25 protein-coding genes are annotated in these 24,223 nt (G+C 62.1%); 9 read left to right on the plus strand and 16 right to left on the minus strand.

All coding sequences use genetic code 11. The features are described from left to right. Positions 1-5: 5 nt before the first annotated feature. Positions 6-1,079 carry a peptide chain release factor 1 gene (gene prfA / locus G405_RS0104330; RefSeq protein ID WP_022700278.1) on the minus strand — a complete coding sequence of 358 codons (1,074 nt, stop codon included), beginning with the start codon at positions 1,077-1,079 and terminating at the stop codon, positions 6-8. A 64-nt stretch (positions 1,080-1,143) separates the two neighbouring features. Next, positions 1,144-1,728: an LOG family protein gene (locus tag G405_RS0104335; protein ID WP_022700279.1), complete on the minus strand. Its 585-nt coding sequence runs from the start codon at positions 1,726-1,728 to the stop codon at positions 1,144-1,146. A gap of 182 nt (positions 1,729-1,910) precedes the next feature. Between G405_RS0104335 and G405_RS0104340 the strand changes: the two genes are divergently transcribed. Further along, positions 1,911-3,047: a hypothetical protein gene (locus tag G405_RS0104340; protein ID WP_022700280.1), complete on the plus strand. Its 1,137-nt coding sequence runs from the start codon at positions 1,911-1,913 to the stop codon at positions 3,045-3,047. Between the two features lie 24 nt (positions 3,048-3,071). Here the strand turns inward: G405_RS0104340 and G405_RS0104345 are convergent, their stop codons facing one another. Continuing rightward, positions 3,072-3,416: an ArsC/Spx/MgsR family protein gene (locus G405_RS0104345; protein WP_022700281.1), complete on the minus strand. Its 345-nt coding sequence runs from the start codon at positions 3,414-3,416 to the stop codon at positions 3,072-3,074. 97 nt (positions 3,417-3,513) lie between these two features. On the opposite strand from G405_RS0104345, the gene G405_RS0104350 reads away from it, so the two are divergent. Continuing rightward, the gene (locus tag G405_RS0104350; protein WP_084683405.1) at positions 3,514-4,764 is read left to right on the plus strand and encodes a serine hydrolase domain-containing protein; all 1,251 of its coding nucleotides are present in this window, start codon (positions 3,514-3,516) and stop codon (positions 4,762-4,764) included. On the opposite strand, the gene G405_RS0104355 is transcribed toward G405_RS0104350, so the two are convergent. Next, a complete protein-coding gene (locus tag G405_RS0104355; RefSeq protein WP_022700283.1) occupies positions 4,761-5,180 on the minus strand; it encodes an MAPEG family protein in 420 nt (139 codons plus the stop codon). The genes G405_RS0104350 and G405_RS0104355 overlap by 4 nt on opposite strands. A gap of 173 nt (positions 5,181-5,353) precedes the next feature. Between G405_RS0104355 and G405_RS0104360 the strand changes: the two genes are divergently transcribed. Continuing rightward, positions 5,354-6,133, plus strand: coding sequence for a hypothetical protein (locus tag G405_RS0104360; protein ID WP_022700284.1), 780 nt, complete (start codon positions 5,354-5,356; stop codon positions 6,131-6,133). Between the two features lie 95 nt (positions 6,134-6,228). On the opposite strand, the gene ispG is transcribed toward G405_RS0104360, so the two are convergent. From ispG to G405_RS0104380, 4 genes are all read right to left on the minus strand, one after another. Then, on the minus strand, positions 6,229-7,371 hold the full coding sequence (gene ispG / locus G405_RS0104365) for a flavodoxin-dependent (E)-4-hydroxy-3-methylbut-2-enyl-diphosphate synthase (RefSeq protein ID WP_022700285.1): 1,143 nt from the start codon (positions 7,369-7,371) through the stop codon (positions 6,229-6,231). Positions 7,372-7,476: 105 nt separating this feature from the next. Further along, the gene (locus G405_RS0104370; protein WP_022700286.1) at positions 7,477-8,352 is read right to left on the minus strand and encodes a helix-turn-helix domain-containing protein; all 876 of its coding nucleotides are present in this window, start codon (positions 8,350-8,352) and stop codon (positions 7,477-7,479) included. 75 nt (positions 8,353-8,427) lie between these two features. After that, positions 8,428-10,734, minus strand: a complete 2,307-nt coding sequence (ptsP, locus tag G405_RS0104375) for a phosphoenolpyruvate--protein phosphotransferase (protein WP_022700287.1) — start codon at positions 10,732-10,734, stop codon at positions 8,428-8,430. A gap of 100 nt (positions 10,735-10,834) precedes the next feature. Further along, a complete protein-coding gene (locus G405_RS0104380) occupies positions 10,835-12,070 on the minus strand; it encodes an aspartate kinase (protein ID WP_022700288.1) in 1,236 nt (411 codons plus the stop codon). Between the two features lie 169 nt (positions 12,071-12,239). On the opposite strand from G405_RS0104380, the gene ubiG reads away from it, so the two are divergent. Both ubiG and G405_RS0104390 read left to right on the plus strand, forming a co-directional pair. Further along, positions 12,240-13,004, plus strand: coding sequence for a bifunctional 2-polyprenyl-6-hydroxyphenol methylase/3-demethylubiquinol 3-O-methyltransferase UbiG (gene ubiG / locus G405_RS0104385; protein ID WP_022700289.1), 765 nt, complete (start codon positions 12,240-12,242; stop codon positions 13,002-13,004). 10 nt (positions 13,005-13,014) lie between these two features. Further along, the gene (locus G405_RS0104390; protein WP_022700290.1) at positions 13,015-13,728 is read left to right on the plus strand and encodes a ZIP family metal transporter; all 714 of its coding nucleotides are present in this window, start codon (positions 13,015-13,017) and stop codon (positions 13,726-13,728) included. Positions 13,729-13,731: 3 nt separating this feature from the next. Here the strand turns inward: G405_RS0104390 and G405_RS0104395 are convergent, their stop codons facing one another. Genes G405_RS0104395 through G405_RS14965 form a run of 4 tightly spaced genes read right to left on the minus strand, consistent with a single transcriptional unit; the run spans position 13,732 to position 16,056 of the window. Then, positions 13,732-14,160 (minus strand): DUF1178 family protein, encoded by a 429-nt coding sequence (locus G405_RS0104395; RefSeq protein ID WP_022700291.1) that lies wholly within the window; start codon positions 14,158-14,160, stop codon positions 13,732-13,734. After that, the gene (locus tag G405_RS0104400) at positions 14,157-14,999 is read right to left on the minus strand and encodes a carbon-nitrogen hydrolase family protein (RefSeq protein WP_022700292.1); all 843 of its coding nucleotides are present in this window, start codon (positions 14,997-14,999) and stop codon (positions 14,157-14,159) included. Before G405_RS0104400 ends, G405_RS0104395 begins: the two co-directional genes overlap by 4 nt. Beyond that, complete coding sequence (gene grxC, locus G405_RS0104405; RefSeq protein ID WP_022700293.1) at positions 14,996-15,262, minus strand: glutaredoxin 3; 267 nt, start codon at positions 15,260-15,262, stop codon at positions 14,996-14,998. Before grxC ends, G405_RS0104400 begins: the two co-directional genes overlap by 4 nt. 59 nt (positions 15,263-15,321) lie before the next feature. Further along, positions 15,322-16,056, minus strand: coding sequence for a ComF family protein (locus G405_RS14965; protein ID WP_022700294.1), 735 nt, complete (start codon positions 16,054-16,056; stop codon positions 15,322-15,324). Between the two features lie 38 nt (positions 16,057-16,094). Here G405_RS14965 and G405_RS0104415 point away from each other — a divergent pair, with 38 nt between their 5' ends. Then, on the plus strand, positions 16,095-17,045 hold the full coding sequence (locus tag G405_RS0104415; RefSeq protein ID WP_022700295.1) for a methyltransferase domain-containing protein: 951 nt from the start codon (positions 16,095-16,097) through the stop codon (positions 17,043-17,045). Positions 17,046-17,049: 4 nt separating this feature from the next. Here the strand turns inward: G405_RS0104415 and G405_RS17235 are convergent, their stop codons facing one another. From G405_RS17235 to G405_RS0104430, 3 genes are read right to left on the minus strand one after another with little or no spacing between them, the layout of a single operon-like run. Beyond that, positions 17,050-17,322 (minus strand): Flp family type IVb pilin, encoded by a 273-nt coding sequence (locus G405_RS17235; RefSeq protein WP_267878757.1) that lies wholly within the window; start codon positions 17,320-17,322, stop codon positions 17,050-17,052. Beyond that, on the minus strand, positions 17,220-17,645 hold the full coding sequence (locus G405_RS0104425; protein ID WP_022700297.1) for a (deoxy)nucleoside triphosphate pyrophosphohydrolase: 426 nt from the start codon (positions 17,643-17,645) through the stop codon (positions 17,220-17,222). The genes G405_RS17235 and G405_RS0104425 overlap by 103 nt, the downstream gene beginning before the upstream one ends. Positions 17,646-17,705: 60 nt before the next feature. Continuing rightward, positions 17,706-18,671 (minus strand): peptidylprolyl isomerase, encoded by a 966-nt coding sequence (locus tag G405_RS0104430; protein WP_028284532.1) that lies wholly within the window; start codon positions 18,669-18,671, stop codon positions 17,706-17,708. 117 nt (positions 18,672-18,788) lie between these two features. Here G405_RS0104430 and secA point away from each other — a divergent pair, with 117 nt between their 5' ends. The 3 genes from secA to G405_RS0104445 all read left to right on the plus strand — a co-directional run bounded on the left by secA (position 18,789) and on the right by G405_RS0104445 (position 23,233). Beyond that, positions 18,789-21,569, plus strand: coding sequence for a preprotein translocase subunit SecA (gene secA, locus G405_RS0104435; protein WP_022700299.1), 2,781 nt, complete (start codon positions 18,789-18,791; stop codon positions 21,567-21,569). A 24-nt stretch (positions 21,570-21,593) separates the two neighbouring features. Next, positions 21,594-22,070 (plus strand): GNAT family N-acetyltransferase, encoded by a 477-nt coding sequence (locus G405_RS0104440; RefSeq protein ID WP_022700300.1) that lies wholly within the window; start codon positions 21,594-21,596, stop codon positions 22,068-22,070. Positions 22,071-22,141: 71 nt separating this feature from the next. Then, positions 22,142-23,233, plus strand: a complete 1,092-nt coding sequence (locus G405_RS0104445; RefSeq protein WP_022700301.1) for a DUF2235 domain-containing protein — start codon at positions 22,142-22,144, stop codon at positions 23,231-23,233. Positions 23,234-23,241: 8 nt separating this feature from the next. Here the strand turns inward: G405_RS0104445 and G405_RS0104450 are convergent, their stop codons facing one another. Continuing rightward, on the minus strand, positions 23,242-24,222 hold the full coding sequence (locus tag G405_RS0104450) for an acetyl-CoA carboxylase carboxyltransferase subunit alpha (RefSeq protein WP_022700302.1): 981 nt from the start codon (positions 24,220-24,222) through the stop codon (positions 23,242-23,244). Position 24,223 lies beyond the last annotated feature (1 nt).

Here is a 24,223-nt window from a genome sequence, read left to right on the forward strand (position 1 = left end):
CTCGCTCAAGCGTCTTCCATCGCCGCGAGTTTAGCGGCCTGATCTTCTGCAAGCAGCGCGTCGATCACTTCGTCCAGCGCGTCGCCGGACAGGATCTCGTCGAGCTTGTAGAGCGTCAGATTGATACGGTGATCGCTCACACGGCCTTGCGGGAAATTATAGGTGCGAATGCGTTCGGACCGGTCGCCCGACCCCACCTGGCCCTTGCGCTCTGCGGCGCGGGCCTCGTCCTTCTCGCGGCGCTCTTTTTCATACAGGCGAGTCTTGAGCACCTGCATGGCGATGGCGCGGTTCTGGTGCTGGGATTTCTCAGAGCTGACCACGACGATGCCTGTTGGGATGTGCGTCATGCGCACCGCAGATTCGGTTTTGTTCACGTGCTGACCGCCCGCGCCGGAGGCCCGCATGGTGTCGATGCGCAGATCTTCGTCCTTGATCTCGATCTCGACATTTTCAGGCTCGGGCAGCACGGCGACCGTCGCGGCGGAGGTATGAATCCGGCCGCCGGATTCGGTGACCGGGACGCGCTGAACCCGATGGACGCCGGATTCAAACTTCATCTTGCCGAAGACGCCCTTGCCCTTCACCGAGGCGATGATTTCCTTGTAGCCGCCGACTTCCGCCTCGCTGGCTTCAACCACTTCGACCTTCCAGCCCTGGTTGGAGGCATAGCGCTCGTACATTCGGAACAGATCGCCGGCGAACAGCGCCGCCTCATCGCCGCCGGTGCCGGCGCGGATCTCGATCATGATCGAGGCGTCGTCATCGCGATCCTTGGGGATCAGCAGAAGCTGCAAATCCCGCTCCAGCGCAGGCAGGCGCTTTCTGAGATCCTGACGCTCTTCTTCGGCCAGCTCGACCATATCCCTGTCCGAGCCGTCCTCGATGATCGCTTCGGCTTCCGCCAGGCTGTCGCGCGCGGTTTTCAACTCGCGCGCCTTCTCGGCCACCGTTTTGAGTTCGGCGTGCTCTTTGGAAAGCGAAACGATCTCTTCTGGATCAGCGGCGGCGCCCAAACGCGCCTCGACCTGATCGAACCGGTCAATGACCTGGTCCAGTTTTGCGTCCTGAATACTCATGCTTGATCAGTTACGCCCGGCAAGAGGATTTGGAAAGGGTGAGGGGCTGTTCAGTCGACAGGACCTAGACCTGCCCCGCCGCCAGCGTGGCGATCATGCCGGGATGTTCGAAGGCTTCAAATTGCTCAAGCAGCTCTTCAATGCTTTCACCGCGCATCAGCATGGCGCGATGCTTGTCCAGCAAAAAGCCTTCCCCGGTCATGTGATCGATAAACTCGAGCAGCTTGTCATAATAGCCGTTCACATTGAGCACGCCGACCGGCTTTTCGTGGCGTCCCAGTTGTGACCAGGTCCAGACCTCGAACAATTCCTCCATGGTGCCAATACCGCCGGGCATGGCGATGAAGGCGTCAGACGCGTCCGCCATCTTCAGCTTTCGCTCGTGCATGGAGGGAACGATATGCATGTCCTGCACGCGCGGATGAGCGATTTCTTTTTGATGCAGGAAGTCGGGAATGACCCCATAGACCTGGCCGCCCGCATCAATGCAGGCGTCCGCCACAAGGCCCATCAGCCCCACCTGACCGCCGCCATAGACCAGACGAATGTCGTTTTGAGCCAGTTTCACGCCCACCGCTTGCGCGGCCTGGGCGTATTCGGGTGCGGCGCCCGGATTGGAGCCGCAATACACACAGATTGATTTTTTCATATCTAGTGATTTAGCGCCGTGATCAGGGCGCGGAAAGTCTTTTGTACGCATAGCCGACATCACGAACTGCCGACACAATAAAATTCCCCTTTTAGGGGATTTTTTCGCTTATTAATTGTTAAGTGCGCCCCAAGCCTATACGACTCCTGATAGCGTATAATACGCGCACAGGGAGCATTGTTATGAAAATCGAAACCCATGAGGGCCTGCAACCGGCCGAACTCGCCATGCAGGTCATAGAGCGCCTGAACGCCCGATACGGGATCAGGCTTGACCTGGTCTTGACCAACCCGGCGCTCAGCCTCCCCGAACGACGTCGCATGGCTCAAGCCATGTTGATTGAAGCGGCAGTGGAACACATTTCGCGCGCCGAGGAAGACAGCAATGAAGAGCCGTCGACGCTGGCGCCCGAATTTGAAGAACTGCTGAAAGCCAAAGGCGACGCCGTCGAGATTGAACCCAATTACATCGTCTCCGAACACAACGCCGAAGTCATCGCCACATATCGCGGCCAGGATCTTTATGACTATGTCTTCACGCTGACCAAGCGGTTCGAGAACATGTCGGCGGCCAAAAGCGAAGGCGCTCTGGCCATTGAAATCGTCTCGGGCGGCCTGGTCTCGGTGGGCGTGCCCATGGCGTTCTACACGATCAAGGCTCTGCGCGCCGGCTCTGCGCTTCTCAGTGCGGTGAAGATCGGCGTGACATCACTGGGGATGAAAACAGCCATCGCGACCGTTGTGATTATTCTGGTCGCTTTCCTGCTGTACCTGCTGCTTGAGAACCCGAAGAAGATCCTGGGCATTGTTCTGAACAACACCGACCAGAATTTCGTCGTCAACAACTGGCGCAAAGGGCTGGACGGCGATGAAGGCTCTGATCTCTACATGGCCCATGGCGAGATGAAGTCGTTCATGCAGGACAATGAGACCGGAAACCTGGATTCTCCCAAAGTCCAGCTCAAGTCGCGCTTCTTCTTCGCGCCGGGCGATCCGGACAATTCAGTGTGCGCCGGCGTCTTTTTCGCGGACCGCAATTTCGGGTTCCGCGGGTCAGAGGGCGTGATGGTCTTTTCGTCCAAGGAAAAGTCTGATCTCAGGATCGCGCTTCAGTTTGCGGTCCCCTATACCAACGACAACGGCACCAACATCAAGACGCTGGACAAGGCTCCGAGCGACATGGATGCCCTGTTCCGGGACATGTACAATGCACGCAAGGTTCATATCGCCCGGACCGAGAAGGATCTGCGGCTTGAATCCACCGTCAATGACGCCCGCGGCGGCGTGGTGGCGCTCATAAGCTGCATCACTCAGCTCTAAAGACCGAGCCTGTGCGGGCTGGCGTCAGCGTGACGTCAGCCCCTGCTCGATCACATCAGACCATCCAACCGTCACCGCACTGCCAGCTTCGATGACCGGGCGTTTGATCAGGGTCGGATTCTCGACCAGAAGCGCCGCCGGATCAGTCTCGGCGCGTCCGCGCTGAGCCTCGTCAAGGCCGCGCCAGGTTGTGGACCGGGTATTGATCAACGCCTTTGAACCCACCGCCTCAAGCCAGACCGGGACGCGATCGGCAAGATCCGCTTCAGTGCGGATATCCACAAACTCATGCGCGACGGTGTTCGCCTGCAGGGCTTTCACAGCCTTCTTGCAGGTATCGCAGTTTTTGAGTCCGAAAATGGTGATCATGTCTCGCCCCTAATGTCGTATATGCCCCTGTTCATCGCCGGGTCAGGCCCTACAGGCAAGACTGGCCCTGCAGCAAGGGACTTCACGGGGGACAGACATGCCGTCATCACTCAAACTCGTCTTGAAGCTGGTCTTGGGCCTCGTCGTGATCGCAGGGGTCTGGACCTTTTTCAGCACCCAGTGGGGCTGGAAAGCCCTGCCCGAGACCGCTCCACTGACTTTCGAAGCCTATGATGAGCGGTTCGTGCAAGCCGGCGAAGACGCCGCCGCCGTACTGGAAGCCATGCGCGGTGAATTCGGTGTCCCTGGCGTGACTGCGGCCGTCGCGGTCGATGGCGAGCTGGTCTGGGCGGCGGGCGCGGGCTGGGCGAATCTTGACGCCGACACTCCCGCATCGCCGGACACCCTGTTTCGCATCGGCTCCACCTCGAAAGCCATGACTGCGACCGTCATCGCCCGGCTGGTCGATCAGGGCGTCCTTGTTCCTGACGATACGGTCGGCGCACACGTCCCCGATGCGCCCAATGAAGACTGGCTGGAGATCGAACTCGACCAGCTTTTATCCCATACCGCGGGCTTTCCCGGATACGAGAACAATTCTGACTGGCCGGACGCCTATGAAACTCTGCGCATGAAGCGTCAGTATGACCAGGTGGAAGACAGCCTGGAGCTGGTGGATGACGCCCGCCTGCTGTCTGAGCCGGGCGAGGCCTATTACTATACCTCATTCGATGTTGTGCTGGCGGCGGTCATGGCCGAGCGCGCCACGGGTGAAGACTATGCCAGCTTGCTGGACCGCGAGATCCGCACGCCCCTCGATCTCGCCACGCCCATTCGCGCCAATGCGGGGCCGACACCGGAGCATGTGGCGCAATTCTACCAGTCTCGCGGCAACGGGCAGATTCGCCCCCGCGGCGCGGTGAATGTCAGCCAGCGCTGGCCCAGCGGCGGGCTCTATGCGCGTTCGGTTGATCTGGTGCAGGTCGCCAGCGCCTGGCTCGATGACGACTATATTTCCGAAGCCACGCGCGAGCGGTTCTGGGCGCCGATGCGCCTCAATTCAGGCGAGGTGAATGAAGAGGGCTATGCGCTCGGCTGGCGGGTAAACCCGCAAAGCGTCTCCCGCTTTGGCGAGGATGCGCCGGTCCGGATCGTCCATCATGGCGGGGTCAGCCGCGGCGCGATGAGCTGGCTGATCCTCTACCCTGAGCTGGGCATCGCCGTAGCGGTGAACATCAATACCGAAACCGATGAATTCAGTGATTTCTCGAGCGTAGAACCAGAAATCACGCGCCTGTTCGCCGAGGCGGTCGGCCGGACGCCCGAGAACGCCCGGCCGCCGGACTAAACCATCAACGCCAGCAGATTGCGCACCGCGATCACGATCAGAACCACGCTCGACAAGGCGAAGAGTGCGAACCGGACCGGGATGAAATTGATCGTCGCCTGGAAGATGCTGTGCGCAACGCGCAGGATCACATAGGCCCAGGCCAGCCCCACATTCAGCGGATCCGCCACGCCGACCAGATGACTGTAGGTGAGAAGCGCGTAGAAGATGACCGGCTGCTCATGCAGGTGATTGTAATTGTCCGCGACCTGCCGCACCGAGCGAGGCAGCACGTCGAGCTGGGACTTTTCTTTCAGCTCGGCGGGTTTGATCCCGGCCTTCTGCATCGCCGGAATGCGGGTGGCGTACATCCACAACCACATCACCATCGTCCAGCTCGCCAGCATCAGAACCGGCGTCATCATGGATTGAAACATCTTGGAACTCCCCTTGAAGGCCGCTCTTGTGGCGGCTCGGGATAGAGCTAAGCGCATATTCGGCTTCATGGAAAGCGGCGCACGCGACGGCAGGTCAAACTTCCTAGCGGTCATGTTGGCGCGATAGACGCTCCTGCTGGCAGCCCAGTCGGGGCCGCGCTAAACTGTCGCCCATGACCTTATTAAGCCGCCTCAACCGCAACATCCGCGAACACAACTGGTTCGCTGTTTGCGTGGAGTTTGTCATCGTCGTGATTGGCGTTGCGGTCGGCTTCCAGCTGACACAAGGCTATGACCGGGCGCGGCTTGAGGCGCGCGAGACCAGCTATCTGACAGGCATGGCGACAGACTTTTCGATCTATCAAAGCCTGTTGATCTGCCGGATCGAAACCGAAGGTGAGATCGCGCGGGGCCTGGATCATGTCATCACCGCCATCGGCGGGACGGAGCTGAGCGCCGAGGAGCAAGCCCGTGCGTACTATGCCCTGACCCTGGCGCACGCGGTTCAACCCGGCCTGCCCCTGGAGGGCAATCTGCAAGCGCTTGTTCTGGGCGATCTGGTCGAAACTATCAGGGACGACACCTTGCGCGGCCGGATCTTGCAGGCGCAAAGCACAGCCAGCGTCAACGTCGCCGCCGTCGAACAGATCAATGCAATGATCATCGGCGCCGCGCGTTTCGACGCCTATCTCGAACGGGCTCGCACCGCAAACTCCGGTGAGTTCTATACGGTTATCGGGTTTGATGACGCAGCGATGGCCGACGCGCCCGGCGTGCGTGACCTGTTAATGAATCTGGCCAACTACCACCGCGCCATCGCGGGCACCGTGGAGAGTCAGCTCAGTGCGGTGACCGGCGTTCTTAACCAGCTGGACGTCCTGGGCGCACGCGATCCCGGCGCATCTGAGCCAAGCTGCCTGTATGGCGCACCGCCTACGCGCGATATCGATTAGACCGGTTCTCAGCACTCAAGGTGCGGTGGCCGTCCAAGACATTGAAGCGGAATCGAGCTGGGCAGCCGCGACGCCACTGCCTCGGCGGCGTATGCCTACTCCGCCGCCGCTTCGGACGCCTCGCGCTCGGCTTTCATTTTGGCGGCCTTGTCCTCGACCGCTTCGACAATGCGCTCGATCATGGTCTCGTTGGAGACCTTCTCATCCGCCTGACCGGCGAAATAGAGCATGCCTGACCCCTTGCCGCCGCCAGTGAACCCCAGGTCCGTATAGGCGGCTTCGCCCGGCCCGTTCACCACGCAGCCGATAATGGAGAGCGAGATCGGCTCGGAAACATGCTCAAGCCGGTGCTCCAACGCCTCGACGGTCTTGATGACGTCAAAGCCCTGCCGCGCACAGCTTGGGCAGGCGATGATGTTCACGCCGCGGGTGCGCAAACCCAGAGATTTGAGGATGTCATAGCCGACCTTGATCTCTTCGACCGGATCGGCGGACAGGGAGACTCGAATGGTGTCGCCGATCCCGGCCCAGAGCAAAGAGCCCATGCCGATCGAGCTTTTCACGCCGCCCGTACGCAAGCCGCCCGCTTCCGTGACGCCCAAGTGCAAGGGCGCGTCGGTGGCTTCCGCCAGCGCCTGATAGGCCGCCACGGTCAGGAAGACGTCTGACGCCTTCACCGAAATCTTGTATTCGCGGAAATCAAGGTCTTCGAGAATGCGCGCATGATTGAGCGCGCTCTCCACCATCGCGTCCGGGCAAGGTTCACCATACTTCTCTAAAAGCTCGCGCTCCAGCGAGCCGGCGTTCACGCCGATACGGATAGAGCAGCCATTGTCACGGGCGGCCTGAACCACATCGCGCACCCGGTCCATCGACCCGATATTGCCCGGATTGATCCGCAGGCAGGCGGCCCCCGCCTCGGCGGCTTCAATGCCGCGCTTGTAGTGGAAATGAATGTCCGCGACGAGCGGGACTTTCGCGGCCTTGGCGATGGTCTTGAAGGCGGCGGTGGAGTCCGTATCCGGGCAGGACACGCGCACGATGTCCGCGCCCGCCTCTTCCAGCGCCCGGATCTGATTGATCGTCGCGTTGGCGTCCGAGGTTAGCGTATTGGTCATGGACTGGACCGAGATCGGCGCGTCGCCGCCTACAGCCACATCGCCCACATGAATTTGCCGGCTCGTACGCCGGTCAATCATCCGCCAGGGCCGGACTTTGGTGTGATCTTCAACCGCCATGATCGCCGCCTCGCCTTCGAGCAGGATTTCAGTCTGACAGGTGATATAGGCTGTGAGGAACGGTTACGCGAGCCCTGCAATCCAATGGCGGTGCGCCGACCGCAGCTAGCCCGCGTCGGCTTCGCGCAGCGCCGTGAGCACAAACTCTGCGGCGGAGATATTGTCCACGGCCTGCCCCGGCTCGCCCAGCGGCCCCATGGGACGCCCCGCAGCGCGCACCAGAACCGCGCCGGCGTCATTGGTCGAAATGGTCAAACCCGGCTCGTCCGGCGCCCGATACAGCTCGCCCGGCTCAAGCTCACGCGCGGCGAGGATACGGCCCGATGCGTCACGGACTTCGATATCCACCCGGCCGCCCGCTTCAAGAACCAACGTATTGCCCGCATGGGCGTCAGGCAGGCCTGACCAGATTGCGGCGCGGGTCGGCGCGCCGGAGCTTTCCAGCTCCACAAGCGGGGTTTCAGCGCGCATCAGCGCGTCCATGGGCGCGGCAGCGCCTGCAAAGGCTTCTGCGCGGGTCACGTAATTACCGTACCAGCCCGCAGCGACAATCACGCCGCCCAGAATAAGCACTGCGCCAACCAGGCCGCGCGGCAGCTTGATTTCACGACGTTCCTGAGGCGCGGTCGGCTCGCCGCGGCCCGCGTCACAATCCACTTCTTCTTTGAACTGGCGGACGCAGTCAGCCACGTCCAGCCCGAGAAAAGCCGCATAGGTCCGCAGATAGCCCACAGCATAGGCTTTCGAGGGCAAGCCACGGGAATCCATCGCCTCAAGAGCGTCCAGATAATCTCGCTTGATGCGGGTGCGGGCGGAAGCGCTGTCGAGGGTCAGACCGGCATGCGTACGGCTCAGCCGCAGGCGTTCGCCCAGACTGACGCCTTCCAGCGCCGGCGCTGGAGCGCTGAACACTGCGTCAACAGGCACATAGCCTGAATCATCTGACGTCGGTTCGTAATCGCGCATCTTCGCGTTCGCCATTTCCTGCGTCACAGTGGACGCTCCCCTCATAAGTGTGGCGCCCCAGCCTCACTCAAGACTATTCAACCAAATGCTTTAGTTTTTATCAACAACTTCTCGCGGCAAACCGATTTCTTTTCCAGCTTGGAGCATCCGATCCCGCAATGACGGAGCCCCGATTTTCGCGCCCTGCTGAATTTCATCGTCCAGCCAAGGCGTCAAAAGGCTCAGATCACATCCCGCCAACGCCTGCTTGACCGGTCCAATAGATCCCGCCGCCATGGACAGGCTGCGATATCCCAGCGCCGCCAGAACGCATGCCTCGAACGGCTGGCCCGCTAGCTCACCACAGACATTCACAGGTTTGCCGTAAGCGTCACACGCTTGCCGAACATCCTTAAATAACCGTAACGCTGGCGCGCTGATCGGATCATACCTGTCTGAAACGCGCGGATTTTGACGATCCGCCGCAAAGAAATACTGCATCAGATCATTGGCGCCGACCGACACGAAATCCGCCAGCTCCAGGCAGGCGTCCGGCGCAAACGCCACAGCTGGCGTCTCCAGCATCAGCCCGACACGCAGCTCATCAGGGGCGTCATGTCCGTGCCGACGCGCCAGATCGAGCTCCCGTTCCAACACGTCACGCGCCGCAGCCAGCTCTTCAGCGACTGAAATCATCGGGAACAGGACATTGAGCGTGCGTCCGCCCGAGGCGCGCACCAGCGCGCGCAGCTGGTATCGGGTCAACGCAGGCCGATCGAGCCCCATGCGCAGCGCCCGCCAGCCCAAGGCCGGGTTGGGTTCACGCATGGAGGGGATGAAAGGCGTGACCTTGTCGCCGCCCAGATCGAGGGTGCGGAACACCACCGGCTTGCCGTCCGCAGCGTCATAGACGGCTTTATAGAGTTCGATCTGTGCGCTGAGCCGCGGCAGCGTATCGGCCACCATGAATTGAAACTCGGTGCGGAACAGGCCAACGCCGGACGCGCCTGTATCCTCCAGACGGTTCATTTCAACCAGAAGACCCGCATTCATGCCCAGCGTCATCGCCTGACCGTCTGCGGTCTTCGCGGGCGCATCGCGCAAATGTTCGAACGTCCGCTGACGTTCGGCCAGCATGGCGATCCGTTCGCCATAGGCGGTGCTCACCTCTTCGTTGGGACGCACATGCAGAAGGCCGAATTCACCGTCCAGAATGACGCTGTCGCCTTCTTCAACACGGTCGAGCGCCCCCTCGAGCCGCCCGACCATGGGGATGCCCAGAGCCTTGGCGACAATGGCCGCGTGTCCGGTGACCGAGCCTTCCTCGACGGCGATGCCGGCCAGGCGCGATCGGTCAAACTCCAGAAGCTCCGCAGGGCCTACCGATCGCGCCACGATGATCGCGTTCTCGGGCAGGCTGTCCTCTTGCGTCTCTTCGGTGCGCGCCAGATGGCGCAACAGGCGGTTGGCGAGGTCTTCAAGGTCGTGAAGACGTTCCTGGAAATGCGCATCACGCGCTTTCATCAGACGCGCACGATGCTCGTTCCGGACCCGCTCGACCGCCGCTTCCGCCGTCAGGCCCGCCCGGATCGCCTCGCCCAGCTGATTGAGCCAACCGCGATCGTGGGCGAACATGCGATAGGTTTCCAGCACCTCACGCGACGGCGTGCCGATGGGGACGCGGCCCGAATCCAGAAGCTGGTCCACAGACCGGCGCAAGCGTGTGATCGCCTCGTTCAGGCGCACCTCTTCCGCCGCCGCGTCATCCGCCACCAGGCGGGTGGAAAGCACATGCGGCTCATGCTTCACCGCAACGCCGCGCACCACGCCCGAGGACAGGGCCAGACCCTGAAAGCGTTCGGGCTTGGACAGCCGGACTTCCAGTTCGGCGAAGCCTTCCGCCTGCACCAGCTCGCCCGAGGTGACGATCTCCGCCAGCAACATGGCGACGGTTTGCAGCGTTTCGATCTCTTCTTCGGTGGTCGGACGCACCGCCACCGTTTGCGCCGTCAGAACGCCCACAAGGCGGCCGCCACGCAGGATCGGCACGCCCACAAAGCTCTTGAACGGCTCCTCGCCGGTTTCCGGTTTATACGAGAAACTGGGATGAGAGGGCGCATCTTCGACCGCGAAAGGCCGCGCCCGACGCGCAACTTCGCCCACCAGGCCTTCGCCGGCGCGCAAGCGCACACGGTGTACGGCTGACGCGTCCAGGCCATGGGTGGCCGACAGCTCAAGCGCGCCAGAGGGCCGCATCAGATAGATCGAACACACATCCGCGCCGGTCTCTTCCGCGATGATGTCGGTCAGCCGGTCGAGACGCTTTTGCGCATCCTCCTGGGCCGCCATGAGGTCGCGGATACGGCTGAGCAAACGGCGAGGGCCGCGCACGGTCGTGGACAGGCTTTGAGGCGTCATGGCGATCTGTCAGGCATCCTGTCTGGGTCCGAGGCTGGCGGAGCGCCGCCTGCCTTGAGTCCGGTTTCGGGGGATACAGGCAATGTTTGAGGGGGGTTCGTCAAGCCTTCGACGGCGCCGCCCCCAACCTGTAGGCGCTGTGCAGCGCACGCACTGCGTGTTCAAGAAGGTCTGCATCCACAAGCGCGGAAATCTTGATCTCGCTCGTCGCCGTCATTCGCACGGCGATGCCTTCACGGGCCAGCACGCCATAAAGCGTGCGCGCCACATCCGCCCGTCCCCGCAAGCCCGTACCGACAACCGACACCTTGGCGAGGCCGGTTTCTGAACGCACCTCCAGCCCGTTGGGGCGCGCGGCGTTTTCAGCCGCCGCCAGCGCACGCGGCAGATCCCGCCCCGCCACCGAGCACTCAACAACCGAACCGCCTGACCGGGCGCGCGCCTGCACGATCATGTCCACATCCACATCCGCATCCCCAAGCGCCGCGAACAGGAGTTCCGCGGCCTGCGGCCCCTCCCCGCCATGCAGCGACAGTCGCGCCTGATCGCGCACATAGGCGACGCCCGAGACGATGCGTTTTTCTGCGATCTCCAACTCCGGCGTGACTTCGGTGCCCGCGCTCGTCCCCGCCGGCAAAAAGCTCGACTTGACCCTTAACGTGACGCCCTTCGCCTTGGCGTATTCAACCGAGCGGGTCTGCAGCACTTTCGCGCCCATGGCCGCCAGCTCCAGCATGGCGTCATGGCTGATGCGTTCCACCCGGACCGCTTCGGGCGCGATGCGCGGATCGGTAGTGAAAACCCCGTCCACATCGGTGTAGATGTCGCACTCGGCGCCCACCGCCGCCGCGACCGCAGCGGCGCTGAGATCGGTGCCGCCTCGCCCCAGGGTGGCCAGACGCCCCTCGGCATTCAGGCCCTGATAGCCGGCGATCACAGGGATGATCCCGGCTGACATCATCTCATCCAGCGGTTCGCCGTGTATGTCGGTGATTTTGGCGCTGCCCGGCGGTCCCTCCACCAGAATGGGCAGGCTCCAGCCCATGACCGCTTCAGAATTGAAGCCCTCACGCTTTAACGCCAGCGCCATCAGCGCCGCGCTCGCCTGCTCGCCCGCCGCCAGAACCGTATCGGTCTCAAGCTCGCCCAGCCCGCCGCCCAGCGCTTCTGCCGCGCTGAGCAAGCGATCGGTTTCGCCCGCCATGGCGGACACCACGACGGCCACTTGTTTGCCTTGCCGCGCCTCGACGGCGACGATCGAGGCGGAGTGCGCAATGCGCTCGGGGTTCGCCATGGAGGTGCCGCCAAATTTCAGCACAAGACGGGGCGTAGCCATTAACATCCTCCAGACACACGGCAATCAGCGGCAGAACGGCGCTCTGCGGCGCAACGGGCTCGATAATCGCGGGAGATGAGACCATATTGCGGCGCAATAGGTACAAAACCGGCGAAACCAGCGCAAATGCGCATCTGCTGTTCTCCGCCGGGATGCGAAGGAGCCCATCATGGCCCAGGCCGAAGCCCCGACCCAGTTGTCCACGCCCTCGATTGATCCTGAAGAAGTCGAGAAATTCTCCCGCATTGCTGGCGAATGGTGGGATCCGAAGTCCAAATTCGCGCCCTTGCACAAATTCAACCCAGCGCGCCTGACCTATATCCGCGAGCTGTTGAGCCGGCACTTCAATACTGACGGCGCAGAACCGCTCAAGGGCCTCAAGGTGCTCGACATCGGCTGTGGCGGCGGACTGGTTTCCGAACCCATCGCCCGACTGGGCGCATCCGTGACGGCGGTGGACGCTGCGGAAGCCAACATCAAGACCGCGCTCGTGCATGCCGAGGAAAACGGGCTTTCCATCGATTATCGTCATGGCACCGCCGAGCAATTGCTCGAAGAGGGCGGCCCGGAGCAGTTTGACGTGGTGCTCAATCTCGAAGTGGTTGAGCATGTGGCCAACCCTGAGACCTTCCTGCGCGATTGCGCGAAGATGGTGAAGCCCGGCGGCATGATGATCGTGGGGACGATCAACCGCACGCCGCGCGCCTTCGCCACCGCCATTTTCGGCGCGGAATACGTGCTCGGCTGGCTGCCACGCGGCACCCACCGCTTCAGCAAGCTCGTCAAACCTCAGGAAGTTCGCAAAGCGCTCAAGGCCGAAGGGCTCAAGCTGATGGAACCGGTGGGAGTGAGCTATAACCCGCTGAAAGACCTGTTCTTCATCTCATCAGATTCCGGCGTCAATTATCTGATGGCGTCCGAGAAACCAGCTTAGGACGCCTGGCGTGTTCGAGCCTTTGACCCAGGCCGTCCTTTACGCCCTGCTCGCGGGAGCGACCATTCCGCTCGGCGCGGGTCTGGCGTTGTGGGACAAGATCCACCCCAACTGGATGTCGGGTGAGCTGCGCCATGGCGTCATCGCCTTTGGCGGCGGCGTGCTGATCGCCGCTGTGGCGCTGGTTCTGATCCCTGAAGGCGTGGCGCTGATGCCGGGCTGGATGGCGCTGGCGGCTTTCATCTCTGGCGGCGTGAGTTTCTTCTTCATCGACCGCACCCTGGGGCGCAGCGGCCAGTCCATGGGCCAGCTCATGGCCATGCTGGTGGACTATCTGCCCGAAGCGATCGCGCTCGGCGCCATGCTGGCCACCGGGGCGCCGGCGGGCCTGCTGCTGGCGCTGCTGATCGGCTTGCAGAACTTCCCCGAGGCCTTCAACGCCTATCGGGAACGCGCCGCCCGCAGCGACGAGCCTGCGATGAAAACCTATGCGCCCTATCTGCTGATGCCGCTGCTGGGACCGATCGCGGCGATCCTGGGCGTCTTGATTTTCGCGCCCAATCCCATGGTCCTTGGGGTCTTGATGGTGTTCGCCGCAGGCGGAGTTCTGTTCCTGACCTTTCAGGATGTGGCGCCGGAGGTGAAACTCGAACGACGCTGGGCCCCGCCTCTCGGCGCCGTGCTCGGTTTCGCGCTCGGTCTGGCCGGGGACGTGTTTCTCTAGCGCCTAGTTCGCCTTCTTGGGCGGCGTCGGCGTGAACGGTTCAGGCAAAGGCGCGCAGGGCACGCCCTCTTCGCTCAGCTGCTCACGTTCTTCAGCGGTCGTCTCGCCATAAATCAGCCGCTCGGGCGCATCGCCCTTATGGATAGCGCGGGCTTCGCGCGCAAAGCTCTCGCCCACATAATCAAAATTGGACCGGATATGCGCCTGCACCTGACGGGCGAGGGTCTGAAAATCGGGCGCGCCGTTGGCGGTCGCCTCTCTCTTGCGCGACGTGCGCACCGACGGCGCCATCAGCTGTTTTGAAATCTCGAGCGAGCCGCAGGTCGGACACTCGACCAGGCCGCGGTCATTTTGCAGGTCGTAATCGTCTGAATTGCGGAACCAGGCCTCGAACTCATGCCCGTCCGCGCAAGACAAGGCGTAGCGGATCATGGCCCGGTGAACTCCCGGTCATTGCTGAGGGACGGGATACGACTGCGCGCGGAGGCGACTTCGTCAAGGTCGATCTCGGCATGAAGCACGCCCGGTTCATCATGATCGAGATGGGCGATGATCTCGCCCCAGGGCCCGATCACCATGGAATGCCCCCAGGTCTTGCGCCCGTCTTCATGCTTGCCGCCCTGGGCCGGCGCCAGAATGAAACTGCCGGTCTCGATGGCGCGCGCCCGCAACAAGGTCTCCCAGTGCGCGCGGCCCGTGGGACGGGTGAAGGCGCTCGGCACCGAGATCATCTGGGCGCCCGCTTGGGCGAGGCGGCGATAGAGCGTAGCAAAACGCACATCATAGCAAATGGTCAGCCCCAGCTTTCCGCCCGCCGCTTCAGTCAGCACGGCTCGGTCGCCCGGCGCGTAATTGGTGGATTCTGAATAGGTCTCGCCGCCGCCCAGCGCCACATCGAACATGTGGATCTTGTCATAGCAGGCTTTGAGCGCGCCATCGGGGCCAAAGAGATGCGAGCGATTGACCGCGCGGTCGCGACCATCGTCAGATTTCGCGCCGCCTTTGAGCGCCATGGAGCCGATCAGAAGATCAATCCCCAGGGAATCCGCCAGATCCGCGAAGCGCACAATGGCGGGCTCCACATCCGGCGTGTGGATCTGGCCGAACAGGCGTTCGGCGTCCTTCTGCACCAGCGTGGTGGTCTCAGGCGTCAGGACAAACTTCGCGCCAGAAGCCGCCGCTTCGCGGATCAGCGCTTCGGCGTCGTCCAGATTGCGCTCCGGATCCGTACCGGAGCGCATCTGTATCAAAGCAAGTTTAATCGCGCTCATAGCGCTCCTTCAGTGCGTAGCAGATCATCGAGTTTGCCCGCGCGCTCCAGCGCCATCATCTCGTCGCAACCGCCCACATGGGTCTCCCCAATGAAAATTTGCGGGAAGGTCCGGGCGCCGTTGGCGCGGTCCACCATTTCCTTTTTCTTCTTCACATCAAAGCCGGCGTCAATCTCTTCAAAGGAGACGCCTTTCTTTTTGAGAAGCGAAACAGCGCGCACGCAATACGGGCACATGGGGCGAGTATAAAGGGTGACGGCCATGTCAGGCCCTCCTTGTTTTCAAGTCAATCTCAGGGGAGCGGGGGTCCGCAATCGCCCTGTTATGTAAGCGGGTCCACAGGTTTAACAACGCGCGCCAGCGTGATCGCGGTCACATCTTCGGCGCCGGCGCGTTTAAGAACCCTTGCACACGCCTGCAGTGTCGCGCCGGTGGTATGCACATCGTCCACAAGGACAAAACGCCGCCCCTCGATGAAAGGTTTCGCATTTTTCTGAATACGGAACGCGCCCGCCACGTTGCGCTGGCGCGCCTTGCCGCTGAGCCCGCCCTGACTGGGCGTGGCGCGTGTCCGCAACACCAGGTTCGGCTCCACAGGCAGTGAGGTGACCTCAGACACCGCGCGCGCCAGTAGAAAAGACTGGTTGAACCGGCGGCGACGCAACCGGCTGGCGTGCAGCGGAATGGGAATCAGCCCATCCGCCCCGTCCAGCGCATCGCGCCCTGCGCGCGCCATCCAGCGGCCAAAGACTTTTAGCCCGTCGGTCCGCCCCGCATGCTTGAGCATCAGGACCAGACGTCGGCTCTCGGCGTCATACACAAAGGCCGACCGCATCCGCCGGCACGCCGGCTCTTGCGCCGCACAAGCTCCGCACAGCGCGCCTTTGCCGATGGGATAATCAAACGGCAGCCCGCAGCTCTCACACCAGGGGGCGTCCAGAAAGCGTACCTGCGACCAGGCCTTGGCGGACAATTCTCCGGGCGCCGCAACCGGATCGCCGGTGATGGGACATAGCGGTGGCCAGATCAGATTCGCGCAGACGCGCCACAGCCCCAAGGCTTTGCCTGACAGCGCATTGGGTCCATATCTGGCCCATGACCCCGGTAACGCTGATTTCATCCAAACCCGCCCCGCAGCCCGAAGACGGACCGCCTGTCCTGTTTGACCGGCGCTTGCTGGCCCGTCGCCGGGATCGCGCAGCCTCTGAATTTACAGCATACGACTTTTTGCACGCGCGCGCCGCCGATGATCTTCTGGACCGGGTGGAAAGCGTCAGCCGCGATTTTGAAACCTGCCTGGTCCTGGGCGGCGGCGGGGCTGTGGGCCGCGCCTTGAAGGACCGGCCCCAGGCACGTCGGAAGATCAACCATCTGATCGAGACCGACCTCTCCCCGCGCATGGCGGGACTGAGCGATCAGACGGCGGTCTGCCTGGATGAGGAAAAGTTGCCTGTCGCGCCTGAAAGCGTGGATCTGGTGCTAGCCTGTCTGAACCTGCACTGGACCAATGACCTGGTCGGCGCCCTGATCCAGATCAATCACGCGCTGAAGCCCGATGGCTTCTTTGCCGGCGCCATTCTGGGCGGGTCGACGCTGACCGAACTACGCCAATGCCTGAAAAGCGTCGATGAGACCGACCCCGCGCCACGCCGGGTTTCGCCCTTCGCGGATACGGTGGACATGGCGGGCTTGCTCAGCCGGTCCGGCTTCGCCCTGCCGGTGTCTGACGTGGACCGGGTGAAAGCGCGCTATGGCAATTCGTTCGTGCTAATGCGCGATCTGCGCGCCATGGGCGAAACCAATGCCCTGGTTGAGCGCCCGCGCACGCCCGCCACCAAAAGCTTTTTTGTGAAAACCGCGCAGACCTATTCCGAGCGCTTTGCGGAAGCGGACGGCAAGGTGCCTGCGACGTTCGAGATCATCCATTTCGCCGGCTGGGCGCCACATCCCGACCAGCCCAAACCCAAACGCCCCGGCTCAGCGAAAGTGCGACTGGCTGACGCCCTGGGGGTCAAGGAACACTCATCAGGCGATAGTGTAGGCTAGAGGGTCAGCCCTCGCCGCCAGAACCGCCTGAGGCTGTGCTGATCGTCGTGCTGACCATTTGCAGAAGCTGCCACAGCTGATCGCCCAGAAGCGAAACCGCGGTGATCACCACAACGCCCAAAAGGCCGACGATCAAGCCATATTCAATGGCCGTCGCGCCCCGCTCATCGCGGATCAGCCGACGCGCGCACCGACCAGCCTGTCGCGCAATTCCGCCGCAAGCGGCTTGTCGGCGGGCGGCATCGGATACTCGCGAAACTGATCGGGCCGCGTCCAGACGATCTTTTGGCCCTCTGTGGGGTTGATGAACCCGTCCCAGCGTCGACAGACAAATAGCGGCATCAGAAGATGTCCGCCGCCCTCGAGCGTTTCGGATGCAAAGGCGAAAGGCTGCAGGCATTGCTCGCATGGCTCGATCCCCAGCTCTTCACGCAATTCGCGCACAAGCGCCTGTTCAGGCGTTTCACCCGGTTCAACCTTGCCGCCCGGGAACTCCCACAGGCCTGCATGCTGTTTGCCGGTCGGGCGCTGGGCCAGCAGGACGCGCCCGTCCGGGTCAACAAGCGCACACGCCACCACAAGCAACAGGTTTGAAGTCATAACTATAAGCCGTTTGGGTTAAAGCGGAGTTGGGAGACAGGGTGTATGCGTCATTAATCGCTAGGGCGCATCAATCGCCTCAGGCGTGACCACAGCAGGCTCCGTCGTGCGGAGCGCGCTCGGCGCCTGCCCCGCGACACGGGTCACAGGATAGCGCTCGCGCAACACCTCCAGCAGATCGTCAATCCCCTGCAAGGTCAGGAACCGGATGATGTTGGGCCGCACGTCGTCCAGGCTTTCACGCGGCTGGAGACGGCGGTCCATCACCTGCAACACATGCCAGCCATATTCGGTCTCGAACGGAGCGCTGACCTCGCCCTCGCCGGTGTCGAACGCCACTTGGGCGAAGCCGGTGAGAATGCCCGACCGGGTGAAATAGCCTAGGTCACCCCCGCTGAAGCGCGTGGCGAGATCCCGGCTGACCTGAGCGGCCAACTGCCCGAAATCACCGCCTTCAGCCAACAGACGCGCAACCTCGTCCGCTTCTTCACGGGTCTCCACCAGGATATGGCGCGCCCGGATCTCTTCGGTGCGTGGGGCGAGACGGCTCTGCTCCTCATAAACCTGCTGAACCGCTTCGTCGCTGACCGCCGACGCAATGGCGTTCTCCACCAGGATATTGCCCAGGATGCGCTCCTCAGCAGCAGCGAGCCGGAGACGGGCTTCCTCCTCGTCCTGAATGTCGCGCGCCACCGCTTCCAGCGCCAGAAGACGCTGGTCGATGAGGTCAGAGAGCGTATCGCGGAACGCCTGGTCAGAAGGGCGCAGCGCTTGCGGCGCCTCGCTCAACCCCAGAGCGGCCGCTTCTCGCCGCACATCATCAACGGTGATGACAGTACCGCCCACGCGCGCGGCGATCTGGGATCGCTGCGCGTCGCGCTCCGCCATGAAGCGCAGTCCGCCCTGTGACGACATGGCGCTGGAGGGCGATGATTCTTCAGCCTCTGGCGGGTTACAGCCCGAAAGAAACGCGATTGTGATGAGCGCGGCTGCTACATGCAGTCGGCGGGCTTGATTGACAGTCAATCAGGGCCTCCTTAAGTGACCTTTGACCTTACACGACGTGACAGTTGCGCCCAGGCGGCCGCTTCGGGCGCTCACGTCGTCTTTAATTCATTGTTCGCCCGTCAAGGCAGATACGTCATGCTCAACATCGCCCGCAAGCTTTTCGGCTCCTCCAATGACCGCGAGGTCAAGCGCATGCGTCCCATGGTGGACCAGATCAATGCGCTGGAGCCAGACTTTCAGGGGCTCGATGACGCAGCTTTGGCGCAGAAAACCGTCGAGTTCCGCGAGCGCCATGAAAACGGCGAAAGCCTGGACAAGCTCCTGCCTGAAGCGTTCGCCGCTGTGCGCGAAGCCGCCAAGCGCGCCCTGGGACAACGCCATTACGATGTGCAGCTGATGGGCGGCATCGTGCTGCACCGGGGCAATATCGCCGAGATGCGCACGGGTGAAGGCAAGACGCTGGTCTCTACCCTCGCCGCCTATCTCAACGCCCTGCCGGGCAAGGGCGTGCACGTGGTGACGGTGAACGATTACCTCGCCCAGCGTGACTCTGAATGGATGGGCCGGGTCTTCGCCAAGCTGGGCATGACCACCGGCGTGATCATCCATGGCATGAGCGATCCCGAGCGCCGCGCCGCCTATGGCTGCGACATCACCTACGGCACCAACAACGAACTGGGCTTTGACTATCTGCGCGACAACATGAAGTACGCGCTCAACGACATGGTCCAGTTTGGCGGCCGGCCGCTTGAAAAGGCGGAGCACCATTTCGCCATCGTCGACGAAGTGGACTCCATCCTGATCGACGAAGCGCGCACGCCGCTGATCATTTCGGGACAGACCGAAGACCGCACCGATTTTTACAAGACCATCGACCAGATCATCCCGATGCTGGACGATGAGGACTTCACCATCGACGAAAAGGCCCGCTCGTGCACCTTCACTGAAGAAGGCAACGAGCATATCGAACAGCTGCTGAAAGAACGCGAGCTGCTCGATGGCGACGCCGACCTCTACGACATCGAGAACATCTCTGTCGTCCACCACGTCAACCAGGGCCTGAAGGCGCACAAGCTGTTCGTGCGCGACAAGGATTACATCGTTCGCGAGGGCAAAGTCGTCCTGATCGATGAGTTTACGGGCCGCATGATGCCGGGCCGCCGTCTGTCGGATGGTCTGCACCAGGCCATCGAAGCCAAGGAAACCGTCGAAATTCAGCCTGAGAACCAGACGCTGGCCTCGATCACCTTCCAGAACTATTTCCGCCTGTACAAGAAGCTCGGCGGCATGACCGGCACCGCCGCCACCGAGGCGGACGAATTTCATGACATCTACAAGCTGGGCGTGAATGAAATTCCGACCAATCGCCCGGTGCAGCGGATTGATGAGGAAGACGAGCTTTACCGGACCGAGGACGAAAAATTCCAGGCCATTCTCAAAGCCATCGAAGAAGCCCACGCCAAAAACCAGCCGGTTCTGGTGGGCACGGTGTCGATCGAGAAATCCGAGCGCCTGTCAGACTTCCTCAAGAAGAAGAAGATCGTTCACCAGGTTCTGAACGCGCGCTATCACGAGCAGGAAGCCGGCATCATCGCCCAGGCCGGCGCGCCAGGGGCTGTGACCATCGCGACCAACATGGCCGGCCGCGGCACCGACATCCAGCTTGGCGGCAATGTGGACTACAATCTGCAAGAATGGGTGGATGCGGAAAAAGCCGCCGGTCGCGAACCCGATGACGCAGCGCTGAAAGCCAAGCGCGAGCAGTTCGAAGCGGAAGTCGCCGACAAGAAACAACAGGCGCTGGACGCGGGCGGCTTGTTCGTCATTGGCACAGAGCGCCATGAAAGCCGCCGCATCGACAACCAGCTGCGCGGTCGTTCGGGCCGTCAGGGCGATCCGGGTCGCTCCGCCTTCTTCTTGTCCGTTGAAGACGATCTGTTGCGCATCTTCGCGCCGGAACGCCTGGACGGCATCATGCGCACGCTCGGCCTGAAAGAAGGCGAAGCCATTCAGCACCCCTGGATGTCGAAAGCTGTGGAGACCAGCCAGAAAAAAGTCGAGCAGCGCAACTACGACATCCGCAAGAACATCCTCAAATACGATGATGTGATGAATGATCAGCGCAAGGCGATCTTCGAACAGCGCATCGAGTTCATGACCGCCAAAGACGTCTCTGACGTCATAACCGACATGCGCGAGACCACGGTCGAGGACCTGGTCACCCAGCATATCCCGCCGCGCGCCTATGCTGACCAGTGGAATATCGACGGGCTCAACGAAGAGGTGGTCAAGCACTTCAATCTCGAGCTCCCGATCAAGGAGTGGGCCGCCGAGGAAGGCATCGCGGACGAAGAGATGCGCGAGCGCCTGATGAAGGTCGTCGACGAGACCTATGCTGAAAAGGCCGCCAATATCGGACCGGAGCTGATGCGCCGGATCGAAAAGCAGATCCTCTTGCAGACCATCGACCAGAACTGGCGCGACCATTTGCAGAACCTGGACGCTCTGCGCTCGGCTGTGGGCCTGCGCGGTTACGCCCAGCGCGATCCGCTCAACGAATTCAAGACCGAAGCGTTTGAGCTGTTTGAGCACCTGCTTGACCAGCTGCGCTATGAAACCACGCGCGTCCTGTTCCATCTGCGCATGGCGCAAAGCTCGCCCGCGCCCGAAGCGCCGCAACCGCCCAAGAACATCCAGGCTCAGCACATCGACCCGCAGACGGGCCGGAACGAGATGGATGACAGCGACGCCCGCCCCGCACAATCCACTCCATCCCCGACCGCCACGCGCGTCGCCGCCCAAAGCGTTGACCCCAAGGATCCGGGCACCTGGGGCCGCGTGCCGCGCAACGCCGCCTGCCCGTGCGGCTCAGGCAAGAAGTACAAGCATTGCCACGGCGCCATCGGCCAAGCCTGAGCCTGAACTCCTTAGAGGCGCTTGATGTCTGACATACGCCTTTCACGCCTGGAGCCGGATCAGTTTGACGCCGTCAACGCCATGATCCTGCGCTCCAAGGCGTATTGGGGTTATGGCGAGGACATGATGGCCAAGATGGAAACGGTGCTGCGGCTCGACCCCGACGCCGCGCGAGAAGGTCGCGCCATCGCCGCGTGGACCGATGACGTCCCGCTCGGGCTGGCGCAAATCAGCGCCCCCCGTGACGAGACTGTCGGGCGTTGCGTCATGCTCGATTTGCTGTTCATTTCCCCCGACGCCATCGGGTCGGGTCTCGGCAAGCGTCTTTACGACTGGGCGCTGGATCAAGCGCGTATGGCGGACGCCGATGTCCTGCAAATCCTGTCAGACCCGAACGCACGCGGGTTTTATACCGCGATGGGCGCCAGCTTCATCGAGGACCGCCCCTCCAGGCTTATCCCGGGCAGAAGCCTGCCCTGGCTGGAGCACCGGCTCGCCTGAAACGATAAATCCCTGATTGCATAATCCACCCCTCTGAGTCAGTGTTCTATACATGACGGACGGAGGCGGTGATGAAACGACTGATCTTATGCTCTGACGGCACATGGCAAACCATCAGCCAGCAGGTGCCCACCAATGTGGCCAAGCTGGCGTTTTCATTAAGCGCTGCCGACACCACCACTCCTGAACGCCCGATCGAGCAGATCGTGTTTTACGATTCCGGCGTCGGCACGCCGTTCACCCAGAGCGATTCAAACTGGTTCAAACGCATCCTCAGTTCGCTGCGCAAGAAACGTCAGGGCGCGTTCGGCGGGGGGCTGGAAGAGAAGATTTATGACGCCTATCGCTTCTTGTCCTTAAACTATTGCGAGGGCGATGAAATCTGGCTGTTCGGGTTTTCACGCGGCGCCTATACCGTGCGCTCGCTGGCGGGGCTCATCTATAATTCGGGGCTTCTGCATCGGCGCAATCTGGGCAAGCTGTCTGAAGCCTATGAGCTTTATCGCTCCAAGGCCCTCAAGCCCTCATCCTGGAAGTGCCGAGAGTTTCGCGAACGCAACGGGTTTGAGCCCGACATTCATTTTCTGGGATGCTGGGACACGGTGGGCGCCTTGGGCATCCCCGACCTCTCTGACGATCATGAGATCAATGAACGCCTGAACGAGGAATACCGGTTTCACGACGCGCAACTGAACCGCAAAGTGCTTCACGCCCGTCATGCCTGCGCGCTGGATGAAACGCGAAAAGCCTTTCCTCTCACCCCGATGGAAGCCTCCAAAGACGCCCTGAACGAGATCGATCCCTTGCGGCAGGTCTGGTTTATCGGGCCGCATGGCGGTGTCGGGGGCGGTGAAGCGGCCAACACGCCCTTATCGGACATCGCCCTGAAATGGATGGCTGATCAGGCGCGCGAGCAAGGATTGTCAATTGAATACGCCGTCCTTGATTCCCGGCTGGACCCCGACCCGTTGTGTCCGTTCAAAGCGCCGGGCGGTCTCTTGAGCGCATTGGGCGACAAGGTGCGTGAAGCGCCGCCCCCCTCACAGGAGGCGGTGGCGTATTTCCATCCCAGCGTCTGGGTGCGCTTTGATGATGAAGACGCGCACTATCGTCCCGCATCCATGAAGGACTGGGTTGATGTGGATCGCGACGCTCTGACCTGACGGTGGCGTCAGGTCTCCAGAAGCGAACGACCAATAGTCAGGAAGCGATCCCGGCGGCGCTGGCGCAACTCAGCGGGGCTCAACCCGTCAAGGCTCGCCAGTGCGGTCTCAACCGCATCCCCCACCCGCCGGATGGTGTCTGCGCGATCGCGGTGCGCGCCGCCCAGCGGCTCCTCGATGATTGAGTCGATGATCTTGAGCTCGATCAAATCCTGCGCGCTGACTTTCATGGCGAGCGCTGCGTCACGGGCGCGAGCGCCGTCGCGCCAGAGAATGGACGCGCAGCCTTCAGGCGAGATCACCGAATAGATCGAGTGCTCCAGCATCATCACCGTGTTGGCGGACGCCAGCGCCACAGCGCCGCCTGATCCGCCTTCGCCGGTAACCACGCTGACCATAGGCGTGCCCAGCGTCAGGCAGCGCTCGGTGGAGCGGGCGATCGCTTCAGCCTGGCCGCGTTCTTCCGCGCCAATGCCGGGATAGGCGCCCGCCGTATCCACCAAAGTGACCACCGGCAAATCAAAACGTTCCGCCAGGTCCATCAGACGCATGGCCTTGCGATACCCTTCTGGGCGCGCCATGCCGAAATTGTGCTTGAGGCGGGTCTGGGTGTCATGGCCCTTTTCATGGCCCATGATCACGACCGGACGGCCTTTCAGACGGCCCAGACCGCCCACGATCGCATGGTCTTCCCCAAAGCGGCGATCACCGGCCAGATCTTCGAAATCCGTCACAAGGCCGGAAATATAATCGCGCAGGTGCGGACGCTCGGGATGACGCGCCACCATGGTTTTGCGCCAGGCGTCGAGCTTGGAGTACATCGATTTGAGCTGATCGGACGACTTCTGCCGCAGTTTGGCGATCTCGTCCGCCGCATCCGGCGCGTCTTCGCCGTTCCGGGACAGGACGCTTTCAAGTTCTTCAATCTTGGCGTCAAGCTCGGCGATCGGCCGTTCGAAATCGAGATAGGTGCGCGTTGTATCTGACATG

It is taken from the genome of Oceanicaulis alexandrii DSM 11625 (assembly GCF_000420265.1).
GTDB classification, from domain to species: Bacteria; Pseudomonadota; Alphaproteobacteria; order Caulobacterales; family Maricaulaceae; genus Oceanicaulis; species Oceanicaulis alexandrii.

What these genes read in the sequence shown, in the direction of transcription:
- prfA (WP_022700278.1), bottom strand. Translation starts at nt 1,079, where the DNA reads ATGAGTATTCAGGACGCAAAACTGGACCAGGTCATTGACCGGTTCGAT.
- G405_RS0104335 (WP_022700279.1), bottom strand. Translation starts at nt 1,728, where the DNA reads ATGAAAAAATCAATCTGTGTGTATTGCGGCTCCAATCCGGGCGCCGCA.
- G405_RS0104340 (WP_022700280.1), top strand. Translation starts at nt 1,911, where the DNA reads ATGAAAATCGAAACCCATGAGGGCCTGCAACCGGCCGAACTCGCCATG.
- G405_RS0104345 (WP_022700281.1), bottom strand. Translation starts at nt 3,416, where the DNA reads ATGATCACCATTTTCGGACTCAAAAACTGCGATACCTGCAAGAAGGCT.
- G405_RS0104350 (WP_084683405.1), top strand. Translation starts at nt 3,514, where the DNA reads ATGCCGTCATCACTCAAACTCGTCTTGAAGCTGGTCTTGGGCCTCGTC.
- G405_RS0104355 (WP_022700283.1), bottom strand. Translation starts at nt 5,180, where the DNA reads ATGTTTCAATCCATGATGACGCCGGTTCTGATGCTGGCGAGCTGGACG.
- G405_RS0104360 (WP_022700284.1), top strand. Translation starts at nt 5,354, where the DNA reads ATGACCTTATTAAGCCGCCTCAACCGCAACATCCGCGAACACAACTGG.
- ispG (WP_022700285.1), bottom strand. Translation starts at nt 7,371, where the DNA reads ATGGCGGTTGAAGATCACACCAAAGTCCGGCCCTGGCGGATGATTGAC.
- G405_RS0104370 (WP_022700286.1), bottom strand. Translation starts at nt 8,352, where the DNA reads ATGGCGAACGCGAAGATGCGCGATTACGAACCGACGTCAGATGATTCA.
- ptsP (WP_022700287.1), bottom strand. Translation starts at nt 10,734, where the DNA reads ATGACGCCTCAAAGCCTGTCCACGACCGTGCGCGGCCCTCGCCGTTTG.
- G405_RS0104380 (WP_022700288.1), bottom strand. Translation starts at nt 12,070, where the DNA reads ATGGCTACGCCCCGTCTTGTGCTGAAATTTGGCGGCACCTCCATGGCG.
- ubiG (WP_022700289.1), top strand. Translation starts at nt 12,240, where the DNA reads ATGGCCCAGGCCGAAGCCCCGACCCAGTTGTCCACGCCCTCGATTGAT.
- G405_RS0104395 (WP_022700291.1), bottom strand. Translation starts at nt 14,160, where the DNA reads ATGATCCGCTACGCCTTGTCTTGCGCGGACGGGCATGAGTTCGAGGCC.
- G405_RS0104400 (WP_022700292.1), bottom strand. Translation starts at nt 14,999, where the DNA reads ATGAGCGCGATTAAACTTGCTTTGATACAGATGCGCTCCGGTACGGAT.
- grxC (WP_022700293.1), bottom strand. Translation starts at nt 15,262, where the DNA reads ATGGCCGTCACCCTTTATACTCGCCCCATGTGCCCGTATTGCGTGCGC.
- G405_RS0104415 (WP_022700295.1), top strand. Translation starts at nt 16,095, where the DNA reads ATGACCCCGGTAACGCTGATTTCATCCAAACCCGCCCCGCAGCCCGAA.
- G405_RS0104425 (WP_022700297.1), bottom strand. Translation starts at nt 17,645, where the DNA reads ATGACTTCAAACCTGTTGCTTGTGGTGGCGTGTGCGCTTGTTGACCCG.
- secA (WP_022700299.1), top strand. Translation starts at nt 18,789, where the DNA reads ATGCTCAACATCGCCCGCAAGCTTTTCGGCTCCTCCAATGACCGCGAG.
- G405_RS0104440 (WP_022700300.1), top strand. Translation starts at nt 21,594, where the DNA reads ATGTCTGACATACGCCTTTCACGCCTGGAGCCGGATCAGTTTGACGCC.
- G405_RS0104445 (WP_022700301.1), top strand. Translation starts at nt 22,142, where the DNA reads ATGAAACGACTGATCTTATGCTCTGACGGCACATGGCAAACCATCAGC.
- G405_RS0104450 (WP_022700302.1), bottom strand. Translation starts at nt 24,222, where the DNA reads ATGTCAGATACAACGCGCACCTATCTCGATTTCGAACGGCCGATCGCC.